This window comes from Citromicrobium sp. JLT1363, from assembly GCF_000186705.1.
Taxonomy (GTDB): Bacteria; Pseudomonadota; Alphaproteobacteria; order Sphingomonadales; family Sphingomonadaceae; genus Alteriqipengyuania.
Genome location: NZ_AEUE01000002.1, coordinates 394,748 through 415,825, shown reverse-complemented (window position 1 = coordinate 415,825; position 21,078 = coordinate 394,748). Strand labels below are relative to the sequence as shown.

General features: G+C 65.7%; 23 protein-coding genes and 1 pseudogene. 11 read left to right on the top strand and 13 right to left on the bottom strand.

What is annotated here, in order from left to right:
- From dnaA to ADAD_RS0104475, 3 genes are all read left to right on the top strand, one after another.
- A partial coding sequence (gene dnaA, locus ADAD_RS0104485) for a chromosomal replication initiator protein DnaA (protein WP_010410192.1) occupies positions 1–1,349 on the top strand: 1,349 nt, incomplete at its 5' end.
- 101 nt (positions 1,350–1,450) lie between these two features.
- Positions 1,451–1,885: a DUF983 domain-containing protein gene (locus ADAD_RS0104480; protein ID WP_010410190.1), complete on the top strand. Its 435-nt coding sequence runs from the start codon at positions 1,451–1,453 to the stop codon at positions 1,883–1,885.
- Entirely contained in the window at positions 1,882–2,658 is a 777-nt protein-coding gene (locus ADAD_RS0104475) for a HesA/MoeB/ThiF family protein (RefSeq protein WP_029139906.1), read from the top strand. The genes ADAD_RS0104480 and ADAD_RS0104475 overlap by 4 nt, the downstream gene beginning before the upstream one ends.
- A 328-nt stretch (positions 2,659–2,986) precedes the next feature.
- On the opposite strand, the gene ADAD_RS0104470 is transcribed toward ADAD_RS0104475, so the two are convergent.
- Positions 2,987–3,703, bottom strand: a complete 717-nt coding sequence (locus tag ADAD_RS0104470) for an NAD-dependent deacylase (protein WP_010410183.1) — start codon at positions 3,701–3,703, stop codon at positions 2,987–2,989.
- Positions 3,704–3,738: 35 nt separating this feature from the next.
- Between ADAD_RS0104470 and dapB the strand changes: the two genes are divergently transcribed.
- From dapB to ADAD_RS15525, 3 genes are read left to right on the top strand one after another with little or no spacing between them, the layout of a single operon-like run.
- Entirely contained in the window at positions 3,739–4,467 is a 729-nt protein-coding gene (gene dapB / locus ADAD_RS0104465) for a 4-hydroxy-tetrahydrodipicolinate reductase (RefSeq protein WP_010410181.1), read from the top strand.
- 22 nt (positions 4,468–4,489) lie between these two features.
- Positions 4,490–5,182, top strand: coding sequence for an endonuclease III (gene nth, locus ADAD_RS0104460; protein WP_010410179.1), 693 nt, complete (start codon positions 4,490–4,492; stop codon positions 5,180–5,182).
- Positions 5,179–5,607: a hypothetical protein gene (locus ADAD_RS15525; RefSeq protein WP_010410178.1), complete on the top strand. Its 429-nt coding sequence runs from the start codon at positions 5,179–5,181 to the stop codon at positions 5,605–5,607. The genes nth and ADAD_RS15525 overlap by 4 nt, the downstream gene beginning before the upstream one ends.
- Positions 5,608–5,610: 3 nt before the next feature.
- Here the strand turns inward: ADAD_RS15525 and ADAD_RS0104450 are convergent, their stop codons facing one another.
- The 3 genes and pseudogenes from ADAD_RS0104450 to dapE all read right to left on the bottom strand — a co-directional run bounded on the left by ADAD_RS0104450 (position 5,611) and on the right by dapE (position 8,435).
- Positions 5,611–5,961: a hypothetical protein gene (locus ADAD_RS0104450; RefSeq protein WP_010410176.1), complete on the bottom strand. Its 351-nt coding sequence runs from the start codon at positions 5,959–5,961 to the stop codon at positions 5,611–5,613.
- Positions 5,954–7,233: pseudogene (locus ADAD_RS16180) on the bottom strand (dicarboxylate/amino acid:cation symporter). The gene ADAD_RS0104450 and the pseudogene ADAD_RS16180 overlap by 8 nt, the downstream one beginning before the upstream one ends.
- 68 nt (positions 7,234–7,301) lie before the next feature.
- The gene (dapE, locus tag ADAD_RS0104440; RefSeq protein WP_029139904.1) at positions 7,302–8,435 is read right to left on the bottom strand and encodes a succinyl-diaminopimelate desuccinylase; all 1,134 of its coding nucleotides are present in this window, start codon (positions 8,433–8,435) and stop codon (positions 7,302–7,304) included.
- A gap of 28 nt (positions 8,436–8,463) precedes the next feature.
- Here dapE and ADAD_RS0104435 point away from each other — a divergent pair, with 28 nt between their 5' ends.
- Positions 8,464–8,931 (top strand): cupin domain-containing protein, encoded by a 468-nt coding sequence (locus ADAD_RS0104435; RefSeq protein WP_010410166.1) that lies wholly within the window; start codon positions 8,464–8,466, stop codon positions 8,929–8,931.
- Positions 8,932–8,940: 9 nt separating this feature from the next.
- On the opposite strand, the gene ADAD_RS0104430 is transcribed toward ADAD_RS0104435, so the two are convergent.
- The 7 genes from ADAD_RS0104430 to ADAD_RS15515 all read right to left on the bottom strand — a co-directional run bounded on the left by ADAD_RS0104430 (position 8,941) and on the right by ADAD_RS15515 (position 13,871).
- Entirely contained in the window at positions 8,941–9,621 is a 681-nt protein-coding gene (locus ADAD_RS0104430; RefSeq protein ID WP_010410162.1) for a glutathione S-transferase family protein, read from the bottom strand.
- A gap of 77 nt (positions 9,622–9,698) precedes the next feature.
- Positions 9,699–10,301 carry a ribosome biogenesis GTP-binding protein YihA/YsxC gene (yihA, locus tag ADAD_RS0104425; RefSeq protein WP_050803696.1) on the bottom strand — a complete coding sequence of 201 codons (603 nt, stop codon included), beginning with the start codon at positions 10,299–10,301 and terminating at the stop codon, positions 9,699–9,701.
- A gap of 44 nt (positions 10,302–10,345) precedes the next feature.
- Positions 10,346–12,097, bottom strand: a complete 1,752-nt coding sequence (gene yidC, locus ADAD_RS0104420; RefSeq protein ID WP_010410157.1) for a membrane protein insertase YidC — start codon at positions 12,095–12,097, stop codon at positions 10,346–10,348.
- A 53-nt stretch (positions 12,098–12,150) separates the two neighbouring features.
- A complete protein-coding gene (gene yidD / locus ADAD_RS0104415) occupies positions 12,151–12,369 on the bottom strand; it encodes a membrane protein insertion efficiency factor YidD (protein WP_010410155.1) in 219 nt (72 codons plus the stop codon).
- Positions 12,366–12,782 carry a ribonuclease P protein component gene (gene rnpA, locus ADAD_RS0104410; RefSeq protein ID WP_010410154.1) on the bottom strand — a complete coding sequence of 139 codons (417 nt, stop codon included), beginning with the start codon at positions 12,780–12,782 and terminating at the stop codon, positions 12,366–12,368. The genes yidD and rnpA overlap by 4 nt, the downstream gene beginning before the upstream one ends.
- Positions 12,783–12,887: 105 nt before the next feature.
- A complete protein-coding gene (rpmH, locus tag ADAD_RS0104405) occupies positions 12,888–13,022 on the bottom strand; it encodes a 50S ribosomal protein L34 (protein ID WP_010235936.1) in 135 nt (44 codons plus the stop codon).
- A 93-nt stretch (positions 13,023–13,115) separates the two neighbouring features.
- Positions 13,116–13,871 (bottom strand): alpha/beta hydrolase, encoded by a 756-nt coding sequence (locus ADAD_RS15515; RefSeq protein ID WP_237700738.1) that lies wholly within the window; start codon positions 13,869–13,871, stop codon positions 13,116–13,118.
- Between the two features lie 264 nt (positions 13,872–14,135).
- On the opposite strand from ADAD_RS15515, the gene ADAD_RS0104395 reads away from it, so the two are divergent.
- Together ADAD_RS0104395 and ADAD_RS0104390 are read left to right on the top strand one after the other, a co-directional pair.
- Positions 14,136–15,644 (top strand): YifB family Mg chelatase-like AAA ATPase, encoded by a 1,509-nt coding sequence (locus tag ADAD_RS0104395; RefSeq protein WP_010410147.1) that lies wholly within the window; start codon positions 14,136–14,138, stop codon positions 15,642–15,644.
- 189 nt (positions 15,645–15,833) lie between these two features.
- Complete coding sequence (locus tag ADAD_RS0104390) at positions 15,834–17,198, top strand: biosynthetic peptidoglycan transglycosylase (RefSeq protein ID WP_010410145.1); 1,365 nt, start codon at positions 15,834–15,836, stop codon at positions 17,196–17,198.
- 132 nt (positions 17,199–17,330) lie between these two features.
- Here ADAD_RS0104390 and ADAD_RS0104385 read toward each other — a convergent pair whose 3' ends face one another.
- The gene (locus tag ADAD_RS0104385; RefSeq protein ID WP_010410144.1) at positions 17,331–18,308 is read right to left on the bottom strand and encodes a calcium/sodium antiporter; all 978 of its coding nucleotides are present in this window, start codon (positions 18,306–18,308) and stop codon (positions 17,331–17,333) included.
- Entirely contained in the window at positions 18,305–18,559 is a 255-nt protein-coding gene (locus tag ADAD_RS0104380; RefSeq protein WP_010410142.1) for a hypothetical protein, read from the bottom strand. The genes ADAD_RS0104385 and ADAD_RS0104380 overlap by 4 nt, the downstream gene beginning before the upstream one ends.
- Positions 18,560–18,864: 305 nt before the next feature.
- Between ADAD_RS0104380 and ADAD_RS0104375 the strand changes: the two genes are divergently transcribed.
- Together ADAD_RS0104375 and ADAD_RS0104370 are read left to right on the top strand one after the other, a co-directional pair.
- Entirely contained in the window at positions 18,865–19,824 is a 960-nt protein-coding gene (locus ADAD_RS0104375) for a glutathione S-transferase family protein (RefSeq protein WP_010410141.1), read from the top strand.
- 61 nt (positions 19,825–19,885) lie between these two features.
- The gene (locus ADAD_RS0104370; RefSeq protein WP_010410140.1) at positions 19,886–21,004 is read left to right on the top strand and encodes a glutathione S-transferase family protein; all 1,119 of its coding nucleotides are present in this window, start codon (positions 19,886–19,888) and stop codon (positions 21,002–21,004) included.
- Positions 21,005–21,078 lie beyond the last annotated feature (74 nt).

The following is a 21,078-nucleotide window of genomic DNA, read 5'->3' as shown; positions in this document are numbered from 1 at the left end:
CCGGCCTGCGCAAGGATCTGGGCCATCAGCTGCACAGCCAGTGGATCAAGCCGGTCCAGCTGGGCGAGTTCGACGCCGCCACGGGCACGCTGGCGCTCTACCTCCCCTCCGAATTCGCCGCCGAATGGGTGCGCAAGCATTTCGCCGACCGCCTTTCGCTGGCGTGGAAGATCATGCGCTCCGAAATCAAGACCGTGGCGATCGAGGTCCACCCCAGCCGCAAGCGGATGGCGGACATCTCGCTGGGCGACTCGCGTCGCCCCGCCAATGACGGGCCGGACCTGCGCGTCGTGTCCGATGGTGGGCTCGGCGATCCGGGCTTCAGCTCGGTCGGCCTCGACGCCTCGCTCACCTTCGCCGCCTTCGTCACCGGCGATGCCAACGTGCTGGCGCGCAATGCCGCACAGCGCATGGCCGCGAACGACAAGCCGCAGTTCTCGCCGCTCTACATCAAGGCGGCGACCGGCCAGGGCAAGACGCACCTGTTGCACGCCATCGGCCACCAGTTCCTTGCCGCCCATCCGCGCGCGCGCATCTTCTACTGCAGCGCCGAACGCTTCATGATCGAATTCGTCCAGGCGCTGAAGCAGAACCGGATGATCGAGTTCAAGACGCGGCTGCGCGGGTTCGACCTGCTGCTGGTGGACGATCTGCAGTTCATCATCGGCAAGGCGAGCGCGCAGGAAGAACTGCTGTATACGATCGACCACCTGCTGGCCGAGGGCAAGCGTCTGGTCTTCGCCGCCGACCGTGCGCCGCAGGCGCTCGACAGCGTGGAACCGCGCCTGCTCAGCCGCCTGTCGATGGGGCTGGTGGCGGACATCCAGCCTGCCGACATGGAACTGCGCCGCTCGATCCTCGAATCCAAGCTGACCCGCTTCGCGCCGCTGGCCGTGCCCGACGACGTGATCGACTTCCTGGCCCGCACCATCACCCGCAACGTGCGCGAGCTGGTCGGCGGCCTCAACAAGCTGATCGCCTATGCCCAGCTGACCGGCCAGCCGGTCTCGCTGCAGCTGGCCGAGGAACAGCTGACCGATATCCTGTCGGCCAACCGCCGCCGGATCACGATCGACGAGATCCAGCGCACCGTGTGCCAGTTCTATCGCATCGACCGCAGCGAAATGAGCAGCAAGCGCCGCACGCGTGCGGTCGTCCGCCCCCGGCAGGTTGCCATGTACCTCTCCAAGGTGCTCACGCCGCGCAGCTACCCCGAAATCGGGCGCAAGTTCGGCGGGCGCGACCACTCGACGGTGATCCACGCGGTCAAGCTGATCGAGGATCTGCGCACGCGCGATGCGGACATGGACGGCGACGTGCGTAGCCTGCTGCGCCAGCTGGAGAGCTGATCGCCCGGCGCACAGCCGATCGACAATCTACGCACCGGTTGTCGGCAGACCGTTCCACAGGTCTGTCGACACTTGGCGCACAGGCTGCCAACAGCTTTCCCATGCCCGATCCCCAGACCTGTGAAGTGCGAGTCGATCTCCCCGCCACACTCGCCGCGGCGCTGCTGCGCGCCCTGCGGGGGCACTGCCCGCGCTGCGATGGTGCGCCGCTGTTTCGCAAATGGCTCAAGCCGGTCGAAACCTGTGCGCATTGCGGGCAGGACTGGTCGGTGCAGCAGGCGGACGATTTTCCCGCCTATATCGGCATCTTCGTGGTCGGGCACCTGCTGGCGCCCGTCGTCATCGCGATGATCGGCAGCTACGGCATCTCCGCCTGGCTGACGCTCGCGATCATCCTGCCGGTGGCCGTCGCCATGCTGATCGCGATGCTGCAGCCGGTGAAGGGCGGCGTCATCGCTTTCCTCTGGTGGTTCGGGATCGGCGCGTTCAAGCAGGAACGGCGTCTTCCGGCGGACGACCCGCAGGACCGCGAATAGTGCTTCCTCCCGAGCGGCTCGAACGTTTTGCGCGCCATATCGTGCTGCCCGAGGTTGGCGGTGCGGGGCAGGCGGCGCTGGCGTGCCGGCACGTGGTGCTGGTGGGGCTCGGCGGGATCGGCAGCCCCGCGCTGCAATATCTCGCAGGGGCAGGCGTGGGCCGCTTCACGCTGATCGACGACGGCGATGTGGAACTCTCCAACCTCCAGCGCCAGACGATCTACACCACCCGCGATATCGGCCATGCCAAGGCGGTCGCCGCGCGCCGCTGGCTGGCCAATTTCGACAATGCGATCTCCGCCGAGGTGTATGACAACCGGATCGGGGGAGAGAACGCCGCGAGGCTGATGGCCGGCGCGGACCTCGTGCTGGACGGGACGGACAATTTTGCCACCCGGCTCGCCGTATCGGATGCCTGCGTGGCGAACGGCCTGCCGCTGCTGTCCGCCGCGGTGGGCCGCTTCCAGGGACAGGTCGGCGCGTTTGCGGGGCACCTGCCCGACCAGCCCTGCTACCGCTGCTTCGTGGGCGATGCCTTCGATGCCGACGACTGCGACACCTGCGCCGAGGACGGCGTTCTGGGCGCAATGGTCGGCTGGGTCGGTAGCTTCGCCGCAATGCAGGCGATCCGCGTGCTGCTGGACGGCGCGAGTGCTCTCGGCGATCCGCAATGGGGCAAGCTGCACCTGATGGATGGGCTGAATGCAGGGATGCGGACACTCGCGATCATGAAAGATCCGGAATGCAGCGGGTGTGGCTCAAACCGTCGATAGTGGATCGAAACACATCCAAACCGGAGCCGGTTTCGCTTCCTATCGACCACAAGCTGGGGAATGCTCGCAGAGCGCGAAAGGAACAGCGCAGGACACCTCGAAGGATTGAGGGAGCGAGCGGACATGATTGCGAACTTGATAAATCTCGTCAGATCACTCGGATTTGCGGCCAAGATCGGCTTCGATCCCTGCCCTCGGTGCAACGGCACCGGCACGTATCAAGGTCGGCCCTGCGGTTCGTGCGGGGGAACCGGCGAGTGGCTCTAGCGCGAGAAGACCTTGCATAACCGAACGAGCGCAGACGTTCGGCCAGGTTGCCCTTCTCGTATCACCGGTGGGTGAGCACCCCGTCCACCCACTCCGGAACCAGTGCCCCCGCCCGGCCCTGGCGCGATTCGTCGAACCAGTGCGAGCCTTCGCTGCGCTCCAGGTTGAGCTCCAGCGTGCGCGCGCCGTAAGCCGCCGCTTCCTGCACGAAGCCCGCTGCGGGATAGACCGCGCCGCTGGTGCCGATCGAGACGAACAGGTCCGCCCTCGCCAGCGCCTGGTAGATGCGTGGCATCTGGTAGGGCATCTCCCCGAACCACACGACATCGGGCCGCAGCGCGGGCGCGCCGCAGGATGTGCAGGGCGGTGCGTCGGACAATGCACCCTCCCAGCGCGTCCGCACTCCGCAGGCCCCGCACAGCGCGCTGCGCAGTTCGCCATGCATGTGCAGCACATTTTGCAGACCGCCTCGCTCGTGCAGATCGTCCACATTCTGGGTCACGATCAGCAGGCTGTGCGCCTCGTCGTCCGGCCATTCGCGCTCCAGCCGCGCCAGCGCCTTGTGCGCCGCATTGGGCTCAACGGTGTCGAGCGCGGCGCGGCGGGCATCGTAGAAGCCCTGCACCAGCGCGGGATTGCGCGCGAAAGCCTCGGGCGTTGCCACATCCTCTATCCGGTGCTTTTCCCACAATCCGCCCGCGTCGCGGAAGGTGTCGATCCCGCTTTCGGCGGAAATGCCTGCGCCGGTCAGGATGACGATGCTGCGAATGTCTGCCATGAGGCACATCAAGCACGGGCAACAACGGGACTGCAATGGCGGCAATCGGAATTATCGGGCGCGACGGGCGCATGGGGCAGGCCATCGCGGCTGCTGTCGAGGAAAGCGGGCACACGCTCGCCGGAGCGGTCGACAAGGGCGAGGATGTCGCCGGGCTGGCTGACCGCAGCGACGTGCTGATCGATTTCTCCGCCCCGGCCGCGCTCGAAGGCAATCTGCACGCCGCCATCGGCGCGGGTGTGCCGCTGCTGATCGGGACGACGGGCCTGGGCGAACGTCATCACAGCGCGATCGACGATGCAGCGCGCGCGGTGCCCATCCTGCAAACCGGCAACACCTCGCTGGGCGTGACCATGCTGGCCAAGCTGGTGCGTGAAGCCGCACAGGCGCTGGGGCCGGACTGGGACGTCGAAATCGTCGAGATGCATCACCGCAAAAAGGTGGACGCCCCATCGGGCACCGCGCTCCTGCTGGGCGAGGCCGCGGCAGAGGCGCGCGGGATCGACCTCGACACCAATAGCGAGCGCGGGCGCGATGGCGTGACCGGAGAACGCGGAGACGGCAGCATCGGGTTTGCCTCGCTGCGCGGCGGCACCGTTACCGGGGATCACTCGGTGATCCTGGCAGGGCAGAACGAGCGTATCGTGCTGAGCCACGTGGCGGAGGACCGCGCGCTGTTCGCCCGCGGTGCACTCACCGGCGGGGCGTGGCTGATCGGCCGCGAACCCGGGCGTTATACGATGGAGAACGTCCTCGGCCTGTGATGGCCGTGCTTCCCCCGCGACCATGACGAAAGACCAAATCTTCGAATTCTTCCGCCGTCTGGCAGAGGGCAACCCGGCGCCCGAGACGGAGCTGGAATATGGCAATCCCTACCAGCTGCTGGTGGCGGTGACGCTGAGCGCGCAGGCGACCGACGTGGGCGTCAACAAGGCGACCCGCGCGCTGTTCGCGCAAGTGGAAACCCCGCAGCAGATGCTCGATCTGGGTGAGGACGGGCTGAAGGATCACATCAAGACGATCGGCCTGTTCAACTCCAAGGCGAAGAACGTGATCGCGATGGCACGCCTGCTGGTGGACGAACACGATGGCGAGGTGCCGCAGACTCGCGAGCAGCTGGTGACGCTGCCCGGTGTGGGCCGCAAGACCGCCAACGTCGTGCTCAACTGCGCCTTCGGGCAGGAAACCTTCGCGGTCGACACGCACATCTTCCGCGTCGGCAACCGCACCGGTCTCGCCAAGGGCAAGACGCCCGAGGCGGTCGAGGCGAAGCTGGAGAAGCGCGTCCCCGGCCCTTTCCGCCTCCACGCGCACCACTGGCTGATCCTGCACGGGCGCTATGTCTGCAAGGCGCGCACGCCCGAATGCTGGCACTGCGAGGTCGCGGACCTGTGCAGCTTCCGCAAGAAGGTGCTAGAACCGCCCAAGGCGCGGGCTGCGAAAAGCGGCGCGAAATCGACGCGGGAGAGCGGGACATGAAACGGATGGCGGTGATTGCGGGCATGCTGGGGCTGGCCTCATGTGCGCCCATAGACGAGCCGGACGCCAGCTTCGCGGGCGTGGATGAGGACACGGACGTGCGTATCCTCGGCGAGCCACGCACCTGCCTGCGCACGGCGAGCATCCGCGACAGCGATATTCGCGACGACCGCACCATCGATTTCAAGATGGCGGGCGGCGATGTCTATCGCGCGCGGTTCGCCCGGCCCTGCCCGGGTCTGCGCGTGCAAGACGGCTTCACCTACTCCACCTCCATCGGGCAGCTGTGCCGGGGCGAGATCATCTACGTGCTGGAGAATTACGGCGGCGAGCTGGAGCGCGGTGCAGGCTGCGCCATGAGCGAATTCACGCCGATCGAATATGTCGACCCGGTCAGCGACGCGCCGCTGACGATGGACGAGTGAGAGTTAGAGGCAGCCGCCGCAACAATGGCACGCCCATATCAGGGCGAAGATGAAGATGCCTCCCATGCCCAAAGGCACGTAGAGAGCCGTCATACCTGCCTTCGTCCATCGGCCTACCGGCAGAAAGTGAATTCCGACAATTCCGGTGGCCAAGAAGCTCGCGAAGGCCAACCACCAGCCATTATCGCGCAACCATGACTCGACCGACCCTTCTGGCGGACCCGGTTCGCTGAAATCCGGGGGTGCTGTGAAAATGACGATTGCCGCAATCGGCAGGACCACGACAAGCACGAAGGACACGGCAATTCGCCACGCCTTCTCGCCTGCCGAGTAAGTTCGCTCCTCGTCAGACATCGTCCGCGCTGGCCAGTTCTTCCTTGTCGATCTCGCCCAGCATGGTGGCGGTTGCCACGGTGACGGTTGCATCGCCGGTGACGTTGGTGGCGGTGCGCATCATGTCCATGATCCGGTCCACGCCCGCGACGAAGGCGATGGTTTCCAGCGGAACCCCGACGGCGTGAAGATCGCGCCCATCATCACCAGCCCGCCGCCCGGAATACCCGCCGCACCGATCGAGCCCACGGTCGCCAGCAGCGCGATCATCCCGTAGTCCGCCCAGCTCAGGTCCACGCCGAAGATCTGCGCGCCGAACAGCGTCGCCAGCCCCAGATACATGGCCGTGCCGTCCATATTGATGGTCGAACCGAGCGAGACGATGAAGCTGGAGGTGGGGCGCGTGACGCCCAGGTTGCGCTGGGTGCAGCGCAGGGTCACGGGCAGCGTCGCGCTGGAGCTGGCGGTGGAATAGGCGACCGCAATCGCGTCGATCATCCCGCGGAAGAAGCCGATGATCGACACGCGCGACAGCAGCAGGATGAAGACATACATCACCACGATGATGAGCACGCACCCGGCGTAGTTGAGCGCCACCAGCTTGCCGAGCGCGGCGACCGCATCGAGCCCCAGCGTGCCGACCACCCACGCGATCAGCGCGAAGACGCCGAACGGCGTCAGCTCCATGATGACCATGGTGATCTTCTGGAAGATCACCGCGCCCGCATCGAAGGCGCGCGCCACGGCGCCGACCGCGCCTCTGGTGGCCCCCGGCGTGTCGGGGCCCTCGCTATCCTCGTCCCGCTTAGCGAGCAGGATGCCGATGCCCACCAGCAGCGAAAAGACGATCAGGGGCAGAACGTTGACGTCCGCCATCACCTTCACCGGGCTGACCGGGATCATCGAACGCAGCATCTCCCGCCATTCGAACGGCGCAGGCTCCGGCACCGGCCCCATCTCGATCCCCGATGTGTCGAGGCCGATACCCGGCGCGAAGAAGGTGCCGAGGCCCAGCCCCAGCCACACCGCGATCTGCCCGGTCACGACGAACAGCAGGATGGCGCGCCACCCCACGCTGCCCAGCTTGCCGAGATCGCCGATCGCAGTGACGCCTGACACCAGGCTGAGGAAGATCAGCGGCACGATCAGCATCTTGATGAAGTCGATGAACAGATCGCCGACGATCTTGATGCTCTCGGCACCCGGCCCCCAGAGATAGCCCGTGACCGCCCCCAGAATCAGCGCGAGCAGCACGCGCGCCCACAACGGGGTCGCAAACCAGGCCTTGAACATCGAAATCCCCCAAAAGTCCTCGATCCGCATAGTGCCGGGACGCGGGGGGCACGGCAAGTGCGATGCGATCAGCCGTCCAGAGCGGCCCTGGCGATCCGGGTGTAGATGCGGGCCAGCACCGAGAGGTCCGCAACCGCCACCGCCTCGTCGCGCTTGTGCATGGTCGCATTGACGAGGCCGAACTCGATCACGGGGCAGACGCTGCGCAGGAACCGCGCATCCGATGTGCCCCCGCTGGTGGACGCTTCGGGGGCCACGCCCGTTTCGGCCTCCACCGCATCGGCGACCATCTGCGAGAACGCGCCCGGCGGCGTCAGGAAGGGCTCGCCAGAGATGACCGGCCGTACATCGACCTGATGACGCGCACAGATGGCCGTCACCTTCTCGCTCAGCGAGGCGCCGGAATGGCGGTCGTTGAACCGGATCGAAAGCCGCGCGCGCGCCTCGCCGGGGATCACGTTGTGCGCCGGATTGCCGACCTCGATATCGGTGATCTCCAGATTGCTCGGCTGGAACCAGTCGGTCCCGTCGTCCAGCGCCAGCGCATCCAGTTCCGCCATCGCGGCGACGAGGCGCGGGATCGGATTGTCGGCCAGATGCGGGTAGGCGACGTGGCCCTGCGTGCCCTTGGCGCTCAGCCACATGTTGACCGAGCCGCGCCGGCCGATCTTCATCATGTCGCCCAGCCGGTTCACGCTGGTCGGCTCGCCGACCAGGCACAGGTCCGGTGCGTGATCATTGGCGCGCATGAAATCGATCAGCGCGCGCGTGCCGTGCAGGGCGGGCCCTTCCTCGTCGCCGGTGATGATGAAGCTGATCGTGCCAGCGTTGTGCGGCACATCGGCCACCGCGGCGACCATGCAGGCAATCGCGCCCTTCATGTCGACTGCGCCGCGCCCGTAGAGCAGGTCGCCGCGCTGTTCCGGCTCGAACGCCCCGCTCGCCCAGCCCTCGCCCGGCGGCACCACATCGAGGTGCCCGGCGAAGGCGAAGTGCCCGGGCCCTGCTCCCTTACGGATGGCAAACAGGTTCTCGACCGGCGCTTCATCCGATCCGGCGGGTCCGTTGCCGCGCGTGAACCGGTGGATGGCGAAGCCCAGCGGTTCGAGCATCGCCTGCATCTCGTCGAACACCGCCCCGGTCGCAGGGGTGACGCTGGGCGCGGCGATCAGCCGCTTGGCGAGGTCGAGCACTTGAGTCATGGTTGGCAGCTAGCAGGAGTATTCGCCGATGCCCAAGCTCGATCTCGATGCCATCGCGCAGACCAACGCGACCGGATACCCCGCCCCGTTCGATGCCGAGGTGCAGGGCCGCTGGTACCGTCGCCTCGCGCCCGTGGCCGGCCTGACTTCGATGGGGGCGAGCCATGTCGTCCTCAAGCCCGGGGCGTGGTCGAGCCAGCGGCACTGGCATAGCGCGGAAGACGAGCTGGTGGTGATGCTGGCAGGTGAAGCGGTGCTGGTGGAAGACACGGAAGAGACCGTCATTCGCCCCGGCGATGTCGTCGCATGGGCTGCGGGCGTACAAAACGGCCACCACCTCCAGAACCGCAGCGAGACCGATTGCGTGTTCGTGGCGATCGGCGCGGGAGACAGACAGCAGGATTCGGGCGAGTATCCCGATATCGACATGGTCTTCGACGCGCATGGCTATGCGCACAAGGATGGCACGCGCTACGCCGCGAAGCGTACGCCGTGAACCTGGCGGTCAGGAGGTCGGCACGCTCTCGTACTGCTCGATCACCCATTGCTCGTCCTCGGCGGCGGCGACCCACTGTTGCAGCCAGTCGTGGGTCCAGACCGCCTGCATGTAGCTTTCCGCGAAGCCGGGTACGCCGAAGCCGTAAGTGATGAAGCGGCTGACCACTGGTGCGTAGAAGATGTCTGCCGCGCCGAAGGTGCCGAACAGGAACGGCCCGCCGCTGCCGAAGCGCGCGCGCGCCTCTGCCCAAAGGCCCAGGATGCGCACCACATCCTGCCGGGTAGCTTCGGAAATCTTCACGTTCTCGTGCCGCACGCGGATGTTCATCGGGCATTCGCGGCGCAGCGAGAGGTAGGAGGAGTGCATTTCGGCAACCATCGCGCGGGCCATGGCGCGCGCGGCATCGTCCTTGGGCCAGAAGCGATCGCGCCCGACCTTGTCGGCCAGGTATTCGAGGATCGCCAAGCTGTCCCACACCACGGCGCCCGCGTCGTCATCGCCGTCCCACAGCACCGGCACCTTGCCGGAAGACGGCGTCAGATCCCCCTCGCCCTTCTTCAGCGCATCCCAGTCCTCGCCGAACAGCGGCACCAGGATTTCCTCGAAGGAGAGGCCCGCCTGCTTGCAGGCGAGCCAGCCGCGCAGGCTCCAGCTCGAATAGTTCTTGTTGCCGATAATGAGCTTCATGGTGTGTCCGGCGGGGCCTTCCTGAGTCTGGGCGAGCGATTAGGGCGCGGCCAGCGCGCTGTCGAGCGCAGCGCAGCCTAAGGCGTCAGCGCGTCGGCCACCACGGCTGCGCGAAGCGCGGCGATGCCCTGTCCCTTTTCGGCACTGGTCAGGTGGATTTCGGGATATGCCGCCGGGTGCTTCTTCGCCTCGGCCGCCACCTTCTCGTACGTTGCTTCGAGCGCGCTGGCCTTGATCTTGTCGCTCTTGGTCAGGACGATGCGGTAGCCGACGGCCGCTTCGTCGAGCATCTTCATCATCGCCCGGTCGCTGTCCTTCAGTCCGTGGCGGCTGTCCACCAGCACCAGCGTGCGCGTGAGGACGGAGCGGCCGCGCAGGTAGGTGCGCACCAGCCCCTGCCACTTCTCGACCACGCTCTTGGGCGCCTTGGCGAAGCCGTAGCCCGGCATGTCGACCAGCCGGAACTGCGTGGGCTCGCCCACTTCGAAGAAATTCAGTTCCTGCGTGCGGCCGGGCGTGACCGAGGCACGCGCGATCCCCTTGCGCATGGTCAGCGCGTTCAGCAGCGAGCTCTTGCCTACGTTGGAACGCCCGCACAGCGCCACTTCGGGGACTGTCGGATCGGGCAGGAATTTCAGCTGCGGGGCGGAAAGCAGGAATTCCACCCGGCCCGAGACCATGCGCGCCGCGGCGACTTCCTCGGGCGTTTGCGGGCCGGGCGCGCTCACGCCCCTTCCTGCGCCTTCTGTGCCTTTTCCGCCTTTTCCTTCTCGGCCGCTGCCTTGAGCTGCGGATGCTTGGAATACAGGTACTTCTGCTGGGCCAGCGTCAGCAGGTTGGACGTGTTCCAGTACAGCAGCAGGCCGGCGGCAAACGGCGCCATGACGAACATCAGCACCCACGGCATGATCGAGAAGACCTGTTGCTGCACAGGGTCCATCGTGCTCGGGTTGAGGCGGAAGGTCAGCCACATGGTGAAGCCGAGCAGCAGCGCCAGCGGGCCGAGCGCCAGGAAGCCGGGCACATCGTAGGGCAGCAGGCCGAACAGGTTGAGCACATGCGCCGGATCGGGCGCGGACAGATCCTCGATCCACAGCACGAAGGGCTGATGGCGCATCTCGATCGCTAGGATCAGCACCTTGTAGAGCGCGAAGAAGACCGGAATCTGAAGGAGCATCGGCAGGCACCCGGCAACCGGGTTCACGCCCTTGTCCTTGAACAGCTTCTGCATTTCCTGCTGCTGCTTGACCTTGTCGTCCTTGTGCTTCTCCTGCAGCTTTTTCATGTCCGGCTGGATCGCCTTCATGCTCGCCATGCTGGAAAAGCCCTTTTGGGCGATGGGGAACATCAGGCCGCGCACGCAGCAGGTCAGCAGGATGATCGCGACTCCGAAATTGCCGACGACGGAGAAGATCTGACGCAGCAGCCACAGGATCGGCTTTTCGAACCAGCGGAACCAGCCCCAGTCGATCGCCAGGCCGAACTGCGCGATGCCCGCATCCTGATAGGCATCGAGCACGCCGCTTTCCTTCGCCCCGGCGAAGAGCTGCGAGCTGCGCGTAATCTGCCGCCCCGGGCGAAGCGTAACGGGATCATAGATCAGGTCTGCGCGGAACAGGTCGTTTCCGAGCGAACGGAAGCCGGTATCGGGTGAGGAACCCGCTTCGGGCACCAGCGCGCCGAGCCAGTAGATATCGGTGAAGCCGAGCCACGCGGCCTGCCCTTCGCCCGAAACCGGGCCGTCCTCCGCCAGATCGTCGTAGTCGACGCCGTAATCGACCGTACCGCCGAAGGTGCCGATCGGGCCGGAGTGGGAAATCCAGGTGCTCTTGCTCGCGGTCAGGCTGGTGCGGGTGATGGTGGCGAAGGGGGATACGACCACCGGGCCCTCGCCGTAGTTGGCCACGGTCTGTTCGGCGGTGATCATGTAGTTATCGTCGATCGACAGGCGGATGCGGAACCGCTGCCCCTCGTCATTGTCCCACCGCAGATCCACCGGATTGCCGGGCGACAGCGTGTCGCCGCTGGCCTGCCACACGGTTTTCGCGTCGGGCAGCTGCGTGCCATCGCCCACGAAGCCGAACTGCGCGAAATTCTGGATCGGCGTGCCGGCGGGCGCGAACAGCTGCACGGGGCCGCTGTCTTCATCCACCGTCGCGCGGTGGTCCTTCAGTTCGATATCGTCGACCCGCGCGCCGACCAGGTTGATCGAGCCTTCGACGCGCGGCGCGTCGATCGGCACGCGATTGCCGGATGCCAGCGCCTCGTCGAGGTCCACCGCCTGTTGCGCCACGCTGGGCGCGAGGCCGCTTTCATTGGCCACTTCCTGCGCGGCGCGCTGTTCCGGCGTGGTCGCGCGCTCGGTCTGCTCGCTCTCGGGCGGCGCGGGATAGAAATAGCTGATCGCCGAATCGTACAGCAGGATCATGAGGCCGCACAGGACCACGGCGAAGATGAGATTGCGCTGGTTGTCCAAGATTCGTGCGATCCTGCTGTTCTTAAAACGTCTTGCGGTGATGCGGGCTGGATTCAGGGAACCGGATCATGGCCATGCCCACCCCATGGATGGCAGCGCATTATACGCTTGAAGCCCAGCCATCCACCCTTGATTGGCCCATGCTTTTCGATCGCTTCGATGGCGTATTGCGAGCAGCTGGGCTGGAAGCGGCAACTGGAAGGCAGGATCAGGCTGGGGCCCAGCTGCCAGCCGCGAATCGCCAGTACCATCACGCGTTTCACGGGGTTCATCGGCTGCGCCTCCTGCGTGGCGTCCGTCCGCGCTGGCCTTCGCCGCGCGCCGCGCGGCCCAGAGCCGTCGCCAGTTCTTCGGACAGCCTGGCAAAGTCCCGCTCCACCCCGCCCTCGCGGCCGATCAGCACGTGATCGTGATCGGGAAGGCCGAGTGCTGGCAGATGCTGCCACAACAACTCGCGGAAGCGCCGCTTCATCCGGTTGCGGACCACCGCATTGCCGATCTTCTTGGTGACGGTGATGCCGTAGCGCACGCCGCGCCCTTCGTTCGGGCGGGCAAGCAGCACGAACCCGGGCATGGGCACGCGCAGGCCCCGATTCGCAGCGAGGAAATCGGCACGCGCGGTCATCACGTTCCGTGCGGTAATCCGCCGGTCGACACCGGGGAACGGAGGAACGGGCGCGCTCATGTCGGTTAAATAGGCAAACGGGCCCCGAAAGTGGAGCCCGCAAGCATTGTCGATGCCGCTGCCGGCAAGGCCGGACAGCCCTGCCTGCAATGCAAGCCTATGGAATTACGCGCAGAGCTTCTTGCGGCCACGCTTGCGGCGGGCGGCGAGAACCTTGCGGCCGCCAGTGGTGGCCTTGCGTGCGAAGAAGCCGTGGCGACGCGCACGAACGAGATTGCTGGGCTGGAAAGTCCGCTTCATGATATCCTCGAAATCTGGATCGGCGGGCTGCGCAACGCGCGGCACCCACCGGATGTTTCCCGACCCGCAGGCCGGAACCTCAAGCGCGCGCCATTACTGGGTCGCTCCGGTCACGTCAAGATACGCGATGCGCGGAGCATCGCCCGCGGCCTCGTTGTCGTTCGCCGCATTACGCAGCGTGCGGGCCATCCATCCGCGCATTTCACGGGCATCGAGCCAGCGCGCCCTGGCGTGCGGTGCCTCGTTCGTCATCGCGTAGAATTCGCGCGCGCCGTCCGTGCTCATGCCCATTTCGCGGTAGTAGTCGAGGTAATAGCGGTGTTCGGGTGCGCCCGTCGGGAAATCGTCCGCCTCGCGCCCGCGATTGTCGCGCCAGCTGTGCACCGCGAAGCGCGCGCCGTCTTCCACCTCGCGCCGTGCACCGGCCAGGAACAGCTCCACCGCGCCCGAACGCACAGAGCCGCCTCGCGGCACGCGGGTGGTCAGCCCGGCGGCGCGAATCATGCGCCCCACGGCAAGATTGGCCCGGTCGTTCTCCGTGCCCGGCGCCTCGACCAGGTCGAGCGTGCGAAGCTGCGGGTAGGCGCGCAGCAGCGCGGCGAACTGTGCAGGCGTGGCGGAGGTGGTGGTCCCCACCAGCACGGCCCGCGTCGGATCGACCACGCGGAACGGGCCATAGGCGGCAAGCGCGGTGGGTGCGCTGGCGCGGAAGGAGGAGATGGCGCGGTCCGCCGTCGGATAGGCGATGCGCGGCGCCGCATAGTCGTAGCCGTCGCCCTCGACATAGTGGTCGACCGGCTCGCTCTCGTGGAAGCGCGGATCGCTCTCGTCGATCCACTCTTCGGTCACGGTCACTTTCACAATCCAACCCTCGGCCTGGAGGGGGGTGGGTACCAGGCCGAGGGTGGTCGCAAGTGCGAGGAGAAGGGAAGTGTACCAGCGCACCGGCAGCGTTTTGCCGCCCGCGCCTTACCATTACCCCACCGATAATGGTTGCCGGGCCGGTAACACTTTGTGCGCCGCTGAAAACATGCGGAAAACTGCGAACTCGACAAGCGCGGGCGGACCCGGCAAGGTTTTGCCGCAAGGCAAGGCTGCGGGGGGAGCCTGTTCATGGTCGCTACTGTTCGCACTGTTGCCTATCTCGGGCTCGAGGCGCGCGCCGTGGAGGTGCAGTGCCAGCTCGCCGCGGGCCTTCCGCGCTTCAGCGTCGTCGGCCTGCCCGACAAGGCGGTGAGCGAGAGCCGCGAGCGGGTGCAGGCCGCGCTCGCCGCGATGGGCCTCGCGCTGCCGCCCAAGCGGATCACGGTCAACCTCTCTCCGGCGGACCTGCCCAAGGACGGATCGCATTACGACCTGCCGATCGCGCTCGCGCTGCTGGCCGCCATGGGCGTGGCGGACCGCGAGCAGCTGGCGGATTTCGTCGCGGTCGGCGAGCTTGCGCTCGACGGGCGGATCGTCGGCTCGCCCGGCGTCCTGCTCGCCGCGATGCATGCCAGCGAGGCCGAGTGCGGACTGATCTGTCCCGCCATTCAGGGCGCGGAGGCGCGGTGGGCGAGCGGCATCCCGGTGATCGCGGCGCCCGATCTCGTCAGCCTGCTCAACCACCTCAAGGGCACGCAGCAGCTCAGCGAACCGCAGCTGGGCACGGTCGAGGAGGCCGCAGCAGGCCCCGACCTCAAGCAGGTCAAGGGGCAGGAGAGTGCCAAGCGCGCGCTCGAGATTGCGGCGGCGGGCGGCCACAACCTGCTGATGAGCGGGCCGCCGGGTGCGGGCAAGAGCCTGCTCGCCGCGTGCCTGCCCGGCATCCTCCCCCCGCTCTCCCCGGCCGAGGCGCTGGAGGTGAGCATGGTGCAATCGGTCGCCGGACTGCTCGAAGGCGGGCGGATCAGCCGCGCGCGCCCTTTTCGCGCACCGCATCATTCGGCGAGCATGGCGGCGCTGACCGGCGGCGGGCTGAAGGTGCGGCCGGGAGAGGTCTCCCTCGCGCATCTGGGCGTGCTGTTCCTCGATGAACTGCCCGAGTTCCAGCGGCCCGTTCTCGACAGCCTCAGGCAGCCGCTGGAGACGGGCAAGGTCGACGTCGCGCGGGCCAATGCGCATGTCACCTTCCCCGCGCGGGTGCAGCTGATCGCGGCGATGAACCCGTGCCGCTGCGGCCACCTGGGCGATCCCTCGCTTGCCTGCAGCCGCGCGCCCAGGTGCGCCGCCGACTACCAGAGCAAGGTCAGCGGGCCGATGCTCGACCGGATCGACCTGCATGTGGAGGTAGAGCCGGTCAGCGCCGCCGACCTCGCGCTGCCCCCGCCTGCCGAGGGCAGCGCCGAGGTCGCCGCGCGGGTGCTCGCGGCGCGGCAGGTGCAGTCGTCGCGCGAAGAGGAGAGCGGCGTGCGCACCAATGCCGAGCTCGACGGCGACATGCTCGAACGCTTCGCCACGCCCGACGAGGCGGGGCGCACGCTGCTGATGCAGGCGGCGGAGAGGATGCGCCTCTCGGCGCGAAGCTATGTGCGGATGCTGAGGGTCGCGCGAACGGTGGCTGACCTTGGCGGAGCGGAGCATGTCGGCCGCGTGCACGTGGCCGAGGCGCTGAGCTACCGGCGGCAGGCGCCGCGGGCGTGATGGGCGGCGGGCCCTGACACACCTGACACAGTGTCCTGGGGGCAAAAACCTCCGAGGCTGATGGGGAGGATTTTGGCCGGGAGGTCCGGGGCAGATCGACGTTTTGAAAGAACCCAGCAACCTTAGAAAGCACAGGAGGAGTAGGACAGTCAGATGGCAGAAAACTTACTTTTTGCGGGAGGACTTTAGGTGGAGAAGCACATCTACGAAGCCCAACAGTATTTCCCAACATACAGTCTCAAATCCGATCATGAGATCGGCATTAAGGAATACGAGCAGGCCACCAAGGCGCTAGACGCGAATCAAAAGAGTCTTAATGTTGCAGCCGGTATTGCCGTCTTCTCCGGCGGTATGGCCGCTACAGTTTTCAGTTCCGCGGAACCTAGCCGCCTTCAGTATTATACGAAAAACGCTGGGCCAGAGGGACTTATCATATCCCTAGCCATTCTATTTATAGCTAATTTTTTACTGATTCATTATTTCGCCCACCTGCAACGAGCCGCCACATATGCAGCTCGAAAAATCATTGTACTCCGACGACTTCTCGGTCTGGACTACGGACACATCGAAGCCGTCCTTCCCTCGGATAGGCTCGACGGAGCGAACGAACCGTTCATCATAAGAATGTTTCCGGGAATAAGCTCGTTGGAAGCCATCCCGGCCCTAGCAGTCTCCTTTCTCGCTGGAGCGATAAGTGCGGCTCTTACCTCGGCCTTTGGCGAATCCATCGATTCGTCGGGCTCGGCACAGATCTCAGTCGAGACACTTGATCTCACACTGGACACTTACGCTTTAGCAGTAGGGACGACAGTGAGCTTCGCCCTAATGATCGCCTACCGATTCTCGCTAAAGGAGAAACACGAGAGCACGTATTTTCTGGGAGCCAAGCTTATATTATCAATGATATTGATGCCTCCAAAAGAGAATCTTGGCCATACATTGTATCGGTTAAACTTGGCGATCTATGAGGCCAAAAGAATAAATCTCAGTCTCGACCAGATGAATTCCATGCTTATCCAGATTGAGGATAAGCGCTTCATGAGCCACCACGGAAACAGCTTCGTTGCCGCAGCGCGCGCTGTCTATCGTAGAATACGATTTAGAACGAAGTCGGGGGGCTCTACTATCACTCAACAGCTGGTAAGGACCAACCTCCTCAAGAGCCTCAAGCCTGTCGCTAAACGAAAAATTTCCGAATGGCTTCTCGCACCGTGGATTGATAATCACCTTGGGAAAAGCGGCGTATTGGATGCCTACTTGGTTTCCGTCCGTTTCGCGCGCGGAAAATACGGTTTAGCGGAGGGAATTCGACATTTTTTTCCAGACCAGAAACTCGCAGAGCCACTAAAATCTCACCAGAAGTTTCTTCTGGTGGAGCGATTGTCGAATGTCACTGACACCTTCCCTCAGCAGCGGGTCCAGCGGTTAGTTGATGAATGCAAACGGGCCAAGCTACTCAATGATCGAGATGTTGTGAAACTGAATGAGTCTTACAGCAATCTCATTCAAGCTGGAAAAATCAGGGGCCCTAACGATGGTCCGCGTCTTCGGTAGCGGCAAGCCGAAGCCAACACCTCAATCCATAATGCTCCCACGCAAAGCCCTCCCATTTTCTTCCCATTCCACACGTGTGCCAACCCATGAAAATGTGCGGCATGTCCCAATACCGACCGCCTGCCCCCGCCCCTAAAACAACCCCGCCGTAAACCCGAGATATACGCAGTAGGCCGCCATCAGAGCCGCGCCTTCCCAGCGGGACAGGCGCGCCCCGGTCCAGGCCAGCGCCATGACCGCCAGCGACACGCCAATCAGGATCGGCAGGTCGAAGCGCACCAGCGTTTCCGGCACCGGGGTCAGGGCAATCGCTCCGGTCACGCCGCCGATGAAGAACACGTTGTAGATGTTCGAGCCGAGCACGTTGCCCAGCGCCACTTCGGACTGCTTGCGGATCGCCGCCACCGCAGACGTGACGAGCTCAGGCAGCGAGGTGCCGACCGCCACGATGGTCAGGCCGACGAGCGTTTCCGACATTCCGAATTCGATGGCCAGGTCCACCGCGGCACCCACCAGAAGCGTGCCGCCCCCGACAATGCAGCCCAGCCCTGCCAGCAGGAAGAACAGCGACAGGCCCCAGCCCGCCGACTTGCCCTCTCCCGGCTTCAGCGCGGGGTCGATCCCCTCCAGCGCTTCCGCCTTCTCCATCGCGGCGCTGTGGCCGACGGCAGCCTTTTCCTGCCGGTAGGCCAGAAAGAGATAGGCGAGCATCGCCGCGATCAGCACCACGCCTGCCAGTCTACCGAGCCCGGTGGTCATGCCGATGAGGAGCAGCGCGCAGGCGGCCAGCACGCCGATCCCGCCATCGCGCCACAGCGTGCCCCGCGCGACCGCGATCGGCGCCAGAAGCGCCGCAACGCCCAAGATCAGCAGGCTGTTGGCGATGTTCGAGCCCACGATATTGCCCAGCGCAATCCCCGGCGACCCGGAGAGCGCGGCCTGCAGGCTCGCCGCGAGTTCCGGCATCGAGGTGCCCATGCCCACGATGGTCAGGCCGATCATCAGCGGGGAAACGCCCAGCTTGCCGGCAATGGCAACGGCTCCGCGAACCAGCAGCTCGCCGCCGATCACCAGCAGCACCAGTCCGCCCAGAAGCACGAGTATAGTCATGGCAGAAAATCCAGCAGGACGCGCAGTCCCCCCAGCAGGGCGGCGGCGGCGGTTGCCTTGGCTGCCCGTGCATTGAGGATCTGCGCGCGGTTGAGCGCGACGACCAGGCGGTTGATATCCGCATGGTCGAAGGTCTCGTGCTTGCTCACCCGGCGCACCTGCTTGCCACTGGCGCGCAGCCAGAACCATGCGGACAGCACGGCTGCGGCGACGATCAGCGCGTCGAGCAGATAGATGGCGATTTGCAGCATGCTACGCCTCGCCCCCGCATGGCAGGCATGGCGCGGCGACATGCTGCACGCTCGTCGATAGGTCGAATGGCAAGGTCATCGAAAGGGCCCGGATTACGCAAGAGACTGCGTTCCGACATCACGAGCGCGCTGTGCGCTCGCCAGAGGGGCCCGGTAACGTGCGTACGAAATACACCCGGTCCGCGCGGCAGGCAACAGGTTTCGCGCGTCGACGGCGAGCCTGTCCTCGCCCCGCGCCGCCCGGGAACGTCCCCCGCGCCCCCGCGCTTGATCGCACATACCTTCCAGCAGCGAGGCACAAGGCAATGGGCTTTCTCAAGAACGGCGAATGGCACGACGAATGGGCGCATAACGACGAGGATTCGGGCGAGTTCGAGCGCGACGAGAGCGCGTTTCGCAACTGGATCACGCCCGATGGATCGCCCGGCCCCACCGGCGATGGCGGCTTTAAGGCGGAGCCGGGACGTTACCGGCTCTACATCAGTCTCGCCTGCCCGTGGGCGCACCGCGCCAATGCCGCGCGGCACCTCAAAGGCCTCGCCGACCAGATCGAGCTGGTAGTGGTTCACTGGCTGATGAAGGAAGGCGGCTGGTCCTTCCGCGAGGGACCATGCGTCACCCCCGATCCGCTGATGGATGCCGATCATCTCCACCAGGTCTACACCCGCGCCAAGCCCGATTATTCAGGCCACGTCACCGTGCCCGTGCTGTGGGACACGAAGAACCAGACCATCGTCAACAACGAGAGCGCGGATATCCTGCGCATGCTCGGCAGCGCGTTCGACCAGTGCGGCGCGAAAGAGCTCGATCTCTACCCGCAAGGCCACCGCGACGAGATCGATACGCTGAACGACCGGGTCTATGATGCTGTGAACAACGGCGTCTACAAGGCGGGCTTCGCGACCTCGCAGGACGCGTACGAAAAGGCCGTCGGCCCGCTGTTCGAAGTGCTCGACGAACTGGAGGAGCGGCTGGAGGGGCGCGAGTGGCTGGTGGGCGACCGGCTGACCGAGGCGGATATCCGCCTGTGGACCACGCTGATCCGCTTCGACCCTGTCTATCACACGCATTTCAAGTGCAACGTGCGCCGGATCGCCGACTATCCGAACCTCGCCGCCCTGACGCGCCGCGTGCTCGCGCTCGACGGGATGGAGCAGACCGTCAATTTCGAGCACATCCGGCACCACTATTACGAGAGCCACGAGCGCATCAATCCGTACGGCATCGTCCCCGCCGGGCCCGAACCGCTGGTGCCGGGGGCCTGATCGGGCATGCTCGACGCGCGAGGGCAACGCCGATAGTCAGCCGTCCGGAGAAAGGATGCCCATGACCCAGCCCCCCAATCGACCGGTTACCCTGTGGGGCCTGCCCCACTCGCTCTACACCGGCCGCGCGCGCGCCTACCTGCGCAAGCAGCGCATCGCCTATGTCGAGCGCGCGCCGACCGATCCCGGTTTCGCTGAGCGGGTGATGCCCGCGATCGGCCGCGCGATCATTCCGGTGGTGGAGCTGCCCGACGGCACGATCATCCAGGACACGGTCGACATCATCGACCATTTCGAGGGGGAGGATGGCGTGCCGGTGCCCCACCCCGCCTACCCCGGCGATGCCCGGCTGCTGGCGCTTGCGCACCTGTTCGAACTCTACGCGGTGGTCGGGCTGACGCGCCACGCGATGCATTACCGCTGGAGCTATCTGGCAGAGCAGGAGCTGTTCCTGCGCGATGCCTTCGCCACCGGCGGCGATGCGGACCGTGCCGAAGCCACGATGGCGCGGATGAACTCCTACCTGCCGATGCTGGGCGTCGATCCTGCGACGATCCCCGCGATCGAGGAGAGCTACCACGAACTGCTCGCCAACCTCGATGCGCATTTCGCGGTCTATCCCTTCCTGCTGGGCGCCACGCCGAGCATCGCCGACTACGCCATGTTCGGCCCGCTCTTCGCGCATCTGGGGCGCGATCCGGTGCCGCTGGGGATCATGCAGCGCGAGGCGCCGCGCGTGTTCCGCTGGGTCGAGCGGATGCATGCACCCGACCTCGACTCCGTCGATTTCGCGCAGCCCGCGCCCGCGTTTCCCGAGGACGGCCTGCCCGATACGCTCCCGCCGCTGCTCGCGCAGATCGCGCACGAGCTCGTGCCCGACATGACCGACCGGCTCGCCTTCCTGCGCGACTATGTGGCCGGGCATCAGCCGCAGCCGGGAGACCCGGTGACCGACAAGCCGCACCGCCGCGTGATCGGCCAGGTCGAAACCTCGTTCCGCGGGGTCGATTACACGGGCGGCGTGCAGCCCTACACGGTCTTCCTGTGGCAGCGGCTGATCGACGCAGGCCGCCATCCTGCGGCGACAGCGCTGTTCGCCGCGCACGAGCTGACGCCGCTGGTGGAGGTGGAACTGCCGATCCGCGTCGCGCGACGGGACAATATCGAGGTGTGGGCCTGAGGAGCGTCCGGAGGCCTTCCGCCTGCGAAAACCCAAACCTGACAGAATTTGTAACTGGAGCGCGCGCGCAGGCC

Excerpts from the sequence above, each read along its gene's own strand:
- ADAD_RS0104480 (WP_010410190.1), top strand. The coding sequence starts at position 1,451 with ATGCCCGATCCCCAGACCTGTGAAGTGCGAGTCGATCTCCCCGCCACA.
- ADAD_RS0104470 (WP_010410183.1), bottom strand. The coding sequence starts at position 3,703 with ATGGCAGACATTCGCAGCATCGTCATCCTGACCGGCGCAGGCATTTCC.
- dapB (WP_010410181.1), top strand. The coding sequence starts at position 3,739 with ATGGCGGCAATCGGAATTATCGGGCGCGACGGGCGCATGGGGCAGGCC.
- nth (WP_010410179.1), top strand. The coding sequence starts at position 4,490 with ATGACGAAAGACCAAATCTTCGAATTCTTCCGCCGTCTGGCAGAGGGC.
- ADAD_RS15525 (WP_010410178.1), top strand. The coding sequence starts at position 5,179 with ATGAAACGGATGGCGGTGATTGCGGGCATGCTGGGGCTGGCCTCATGT.
- ADAD_RS0104450 (WP_010410176.1), bottom strand. The coding sequence starts at position 5,961 with ATGTCTGACGAGGAGCGAACTTACTCGGCAGGCGAGAAGGCGTGGCGA.
- dapE (WP_029139904.1), bottom strand. The coding sequence starts at position 8,435 with ATGACTCAAGTGCTCGACCTCGCCAAGCGGCTGATCGCCGCGCCCAGC.
- ADAD_RS0104435 (WP_010410166.1), top strand. The coding sequence starts at position 8,464 with ATGCCCAAGCTCGATCTCGATGCCATCGCGCAGACCAACGCGACCGGA.
- ADAD_RS0104430 (WP_010410162.1), bottom strand. The coding sequence starts at position 9,621 with ATGAAGCTCATTATCGGCAACAAGAACTATTCGAGCTGGAGCCTGCGC.
- yihA (WP_050803696.1), bottom strand. The coding sequence starts at position 10,301 with ATGGTCTCGGGCCGGGTGGAATTCCTGCTTTCCGCCCCGCAGCTGAAA.
- yidD (WP_010410155.1), bottom strand. The coding sequence starts at position 12,369 with ATGAACCCCGTGAAACGCGTGATGGTACTGGCGATTCGCGGCTGGCAG.
- rnpA (WP_010410154.1), bottom strand. The coding sequence starts at position 12,782 with ATGAGCGCGCCCGTTCCTCCGTTCCCCGGTGTCGACCGGCGGATTACC.
- rpmH (WP_010235936.1), bottom strand. The coding sequence starts at position 13,022 with ATGAAGCGGACTTTCCAGCCCAGCAATCTCGTTCGTGCGCGTCGCCAC.
- ADAD_RS0104395 (WP_010410147.1), top strand. The coding sequence starts at position 14,136 with ATGGTCGCTACTGTTCGCACTGTTGCCTATCTCGGGCTCGAGGCGCGC.
- ADAD_RS0104385 (WP_010410144.1), bottom strand. The coding sequence starts at position 18,308 with ATGACTATACTCGTGCTTCTGGGCGGACTGGTGCTGCTGGTGATCGGC.
- ADAD_RS0104380 (WP_010410142.1), bottom strand. The coding sequence starts at position 18,559 with ATGCTGCAAATCGCCATCTATCTGCTCGACGCGCTGATCGTCGCCGCA.
- ADAD_RS0104375 (WP_010410141.1), top strand. The coding sequence starts at position 18,865 with ATGGGCTTTCTCAAGAACGGCGAATGGCACGACGAATGGGCGCATAAC.
- ADAD_RS0104370 (WP_010410140.1), top strand. The coding sequence starts at position 19,886 with ATGACCCAGCCCCCCAATCGACCGGTTACCCTGTGGGGCCTGCCCCAC.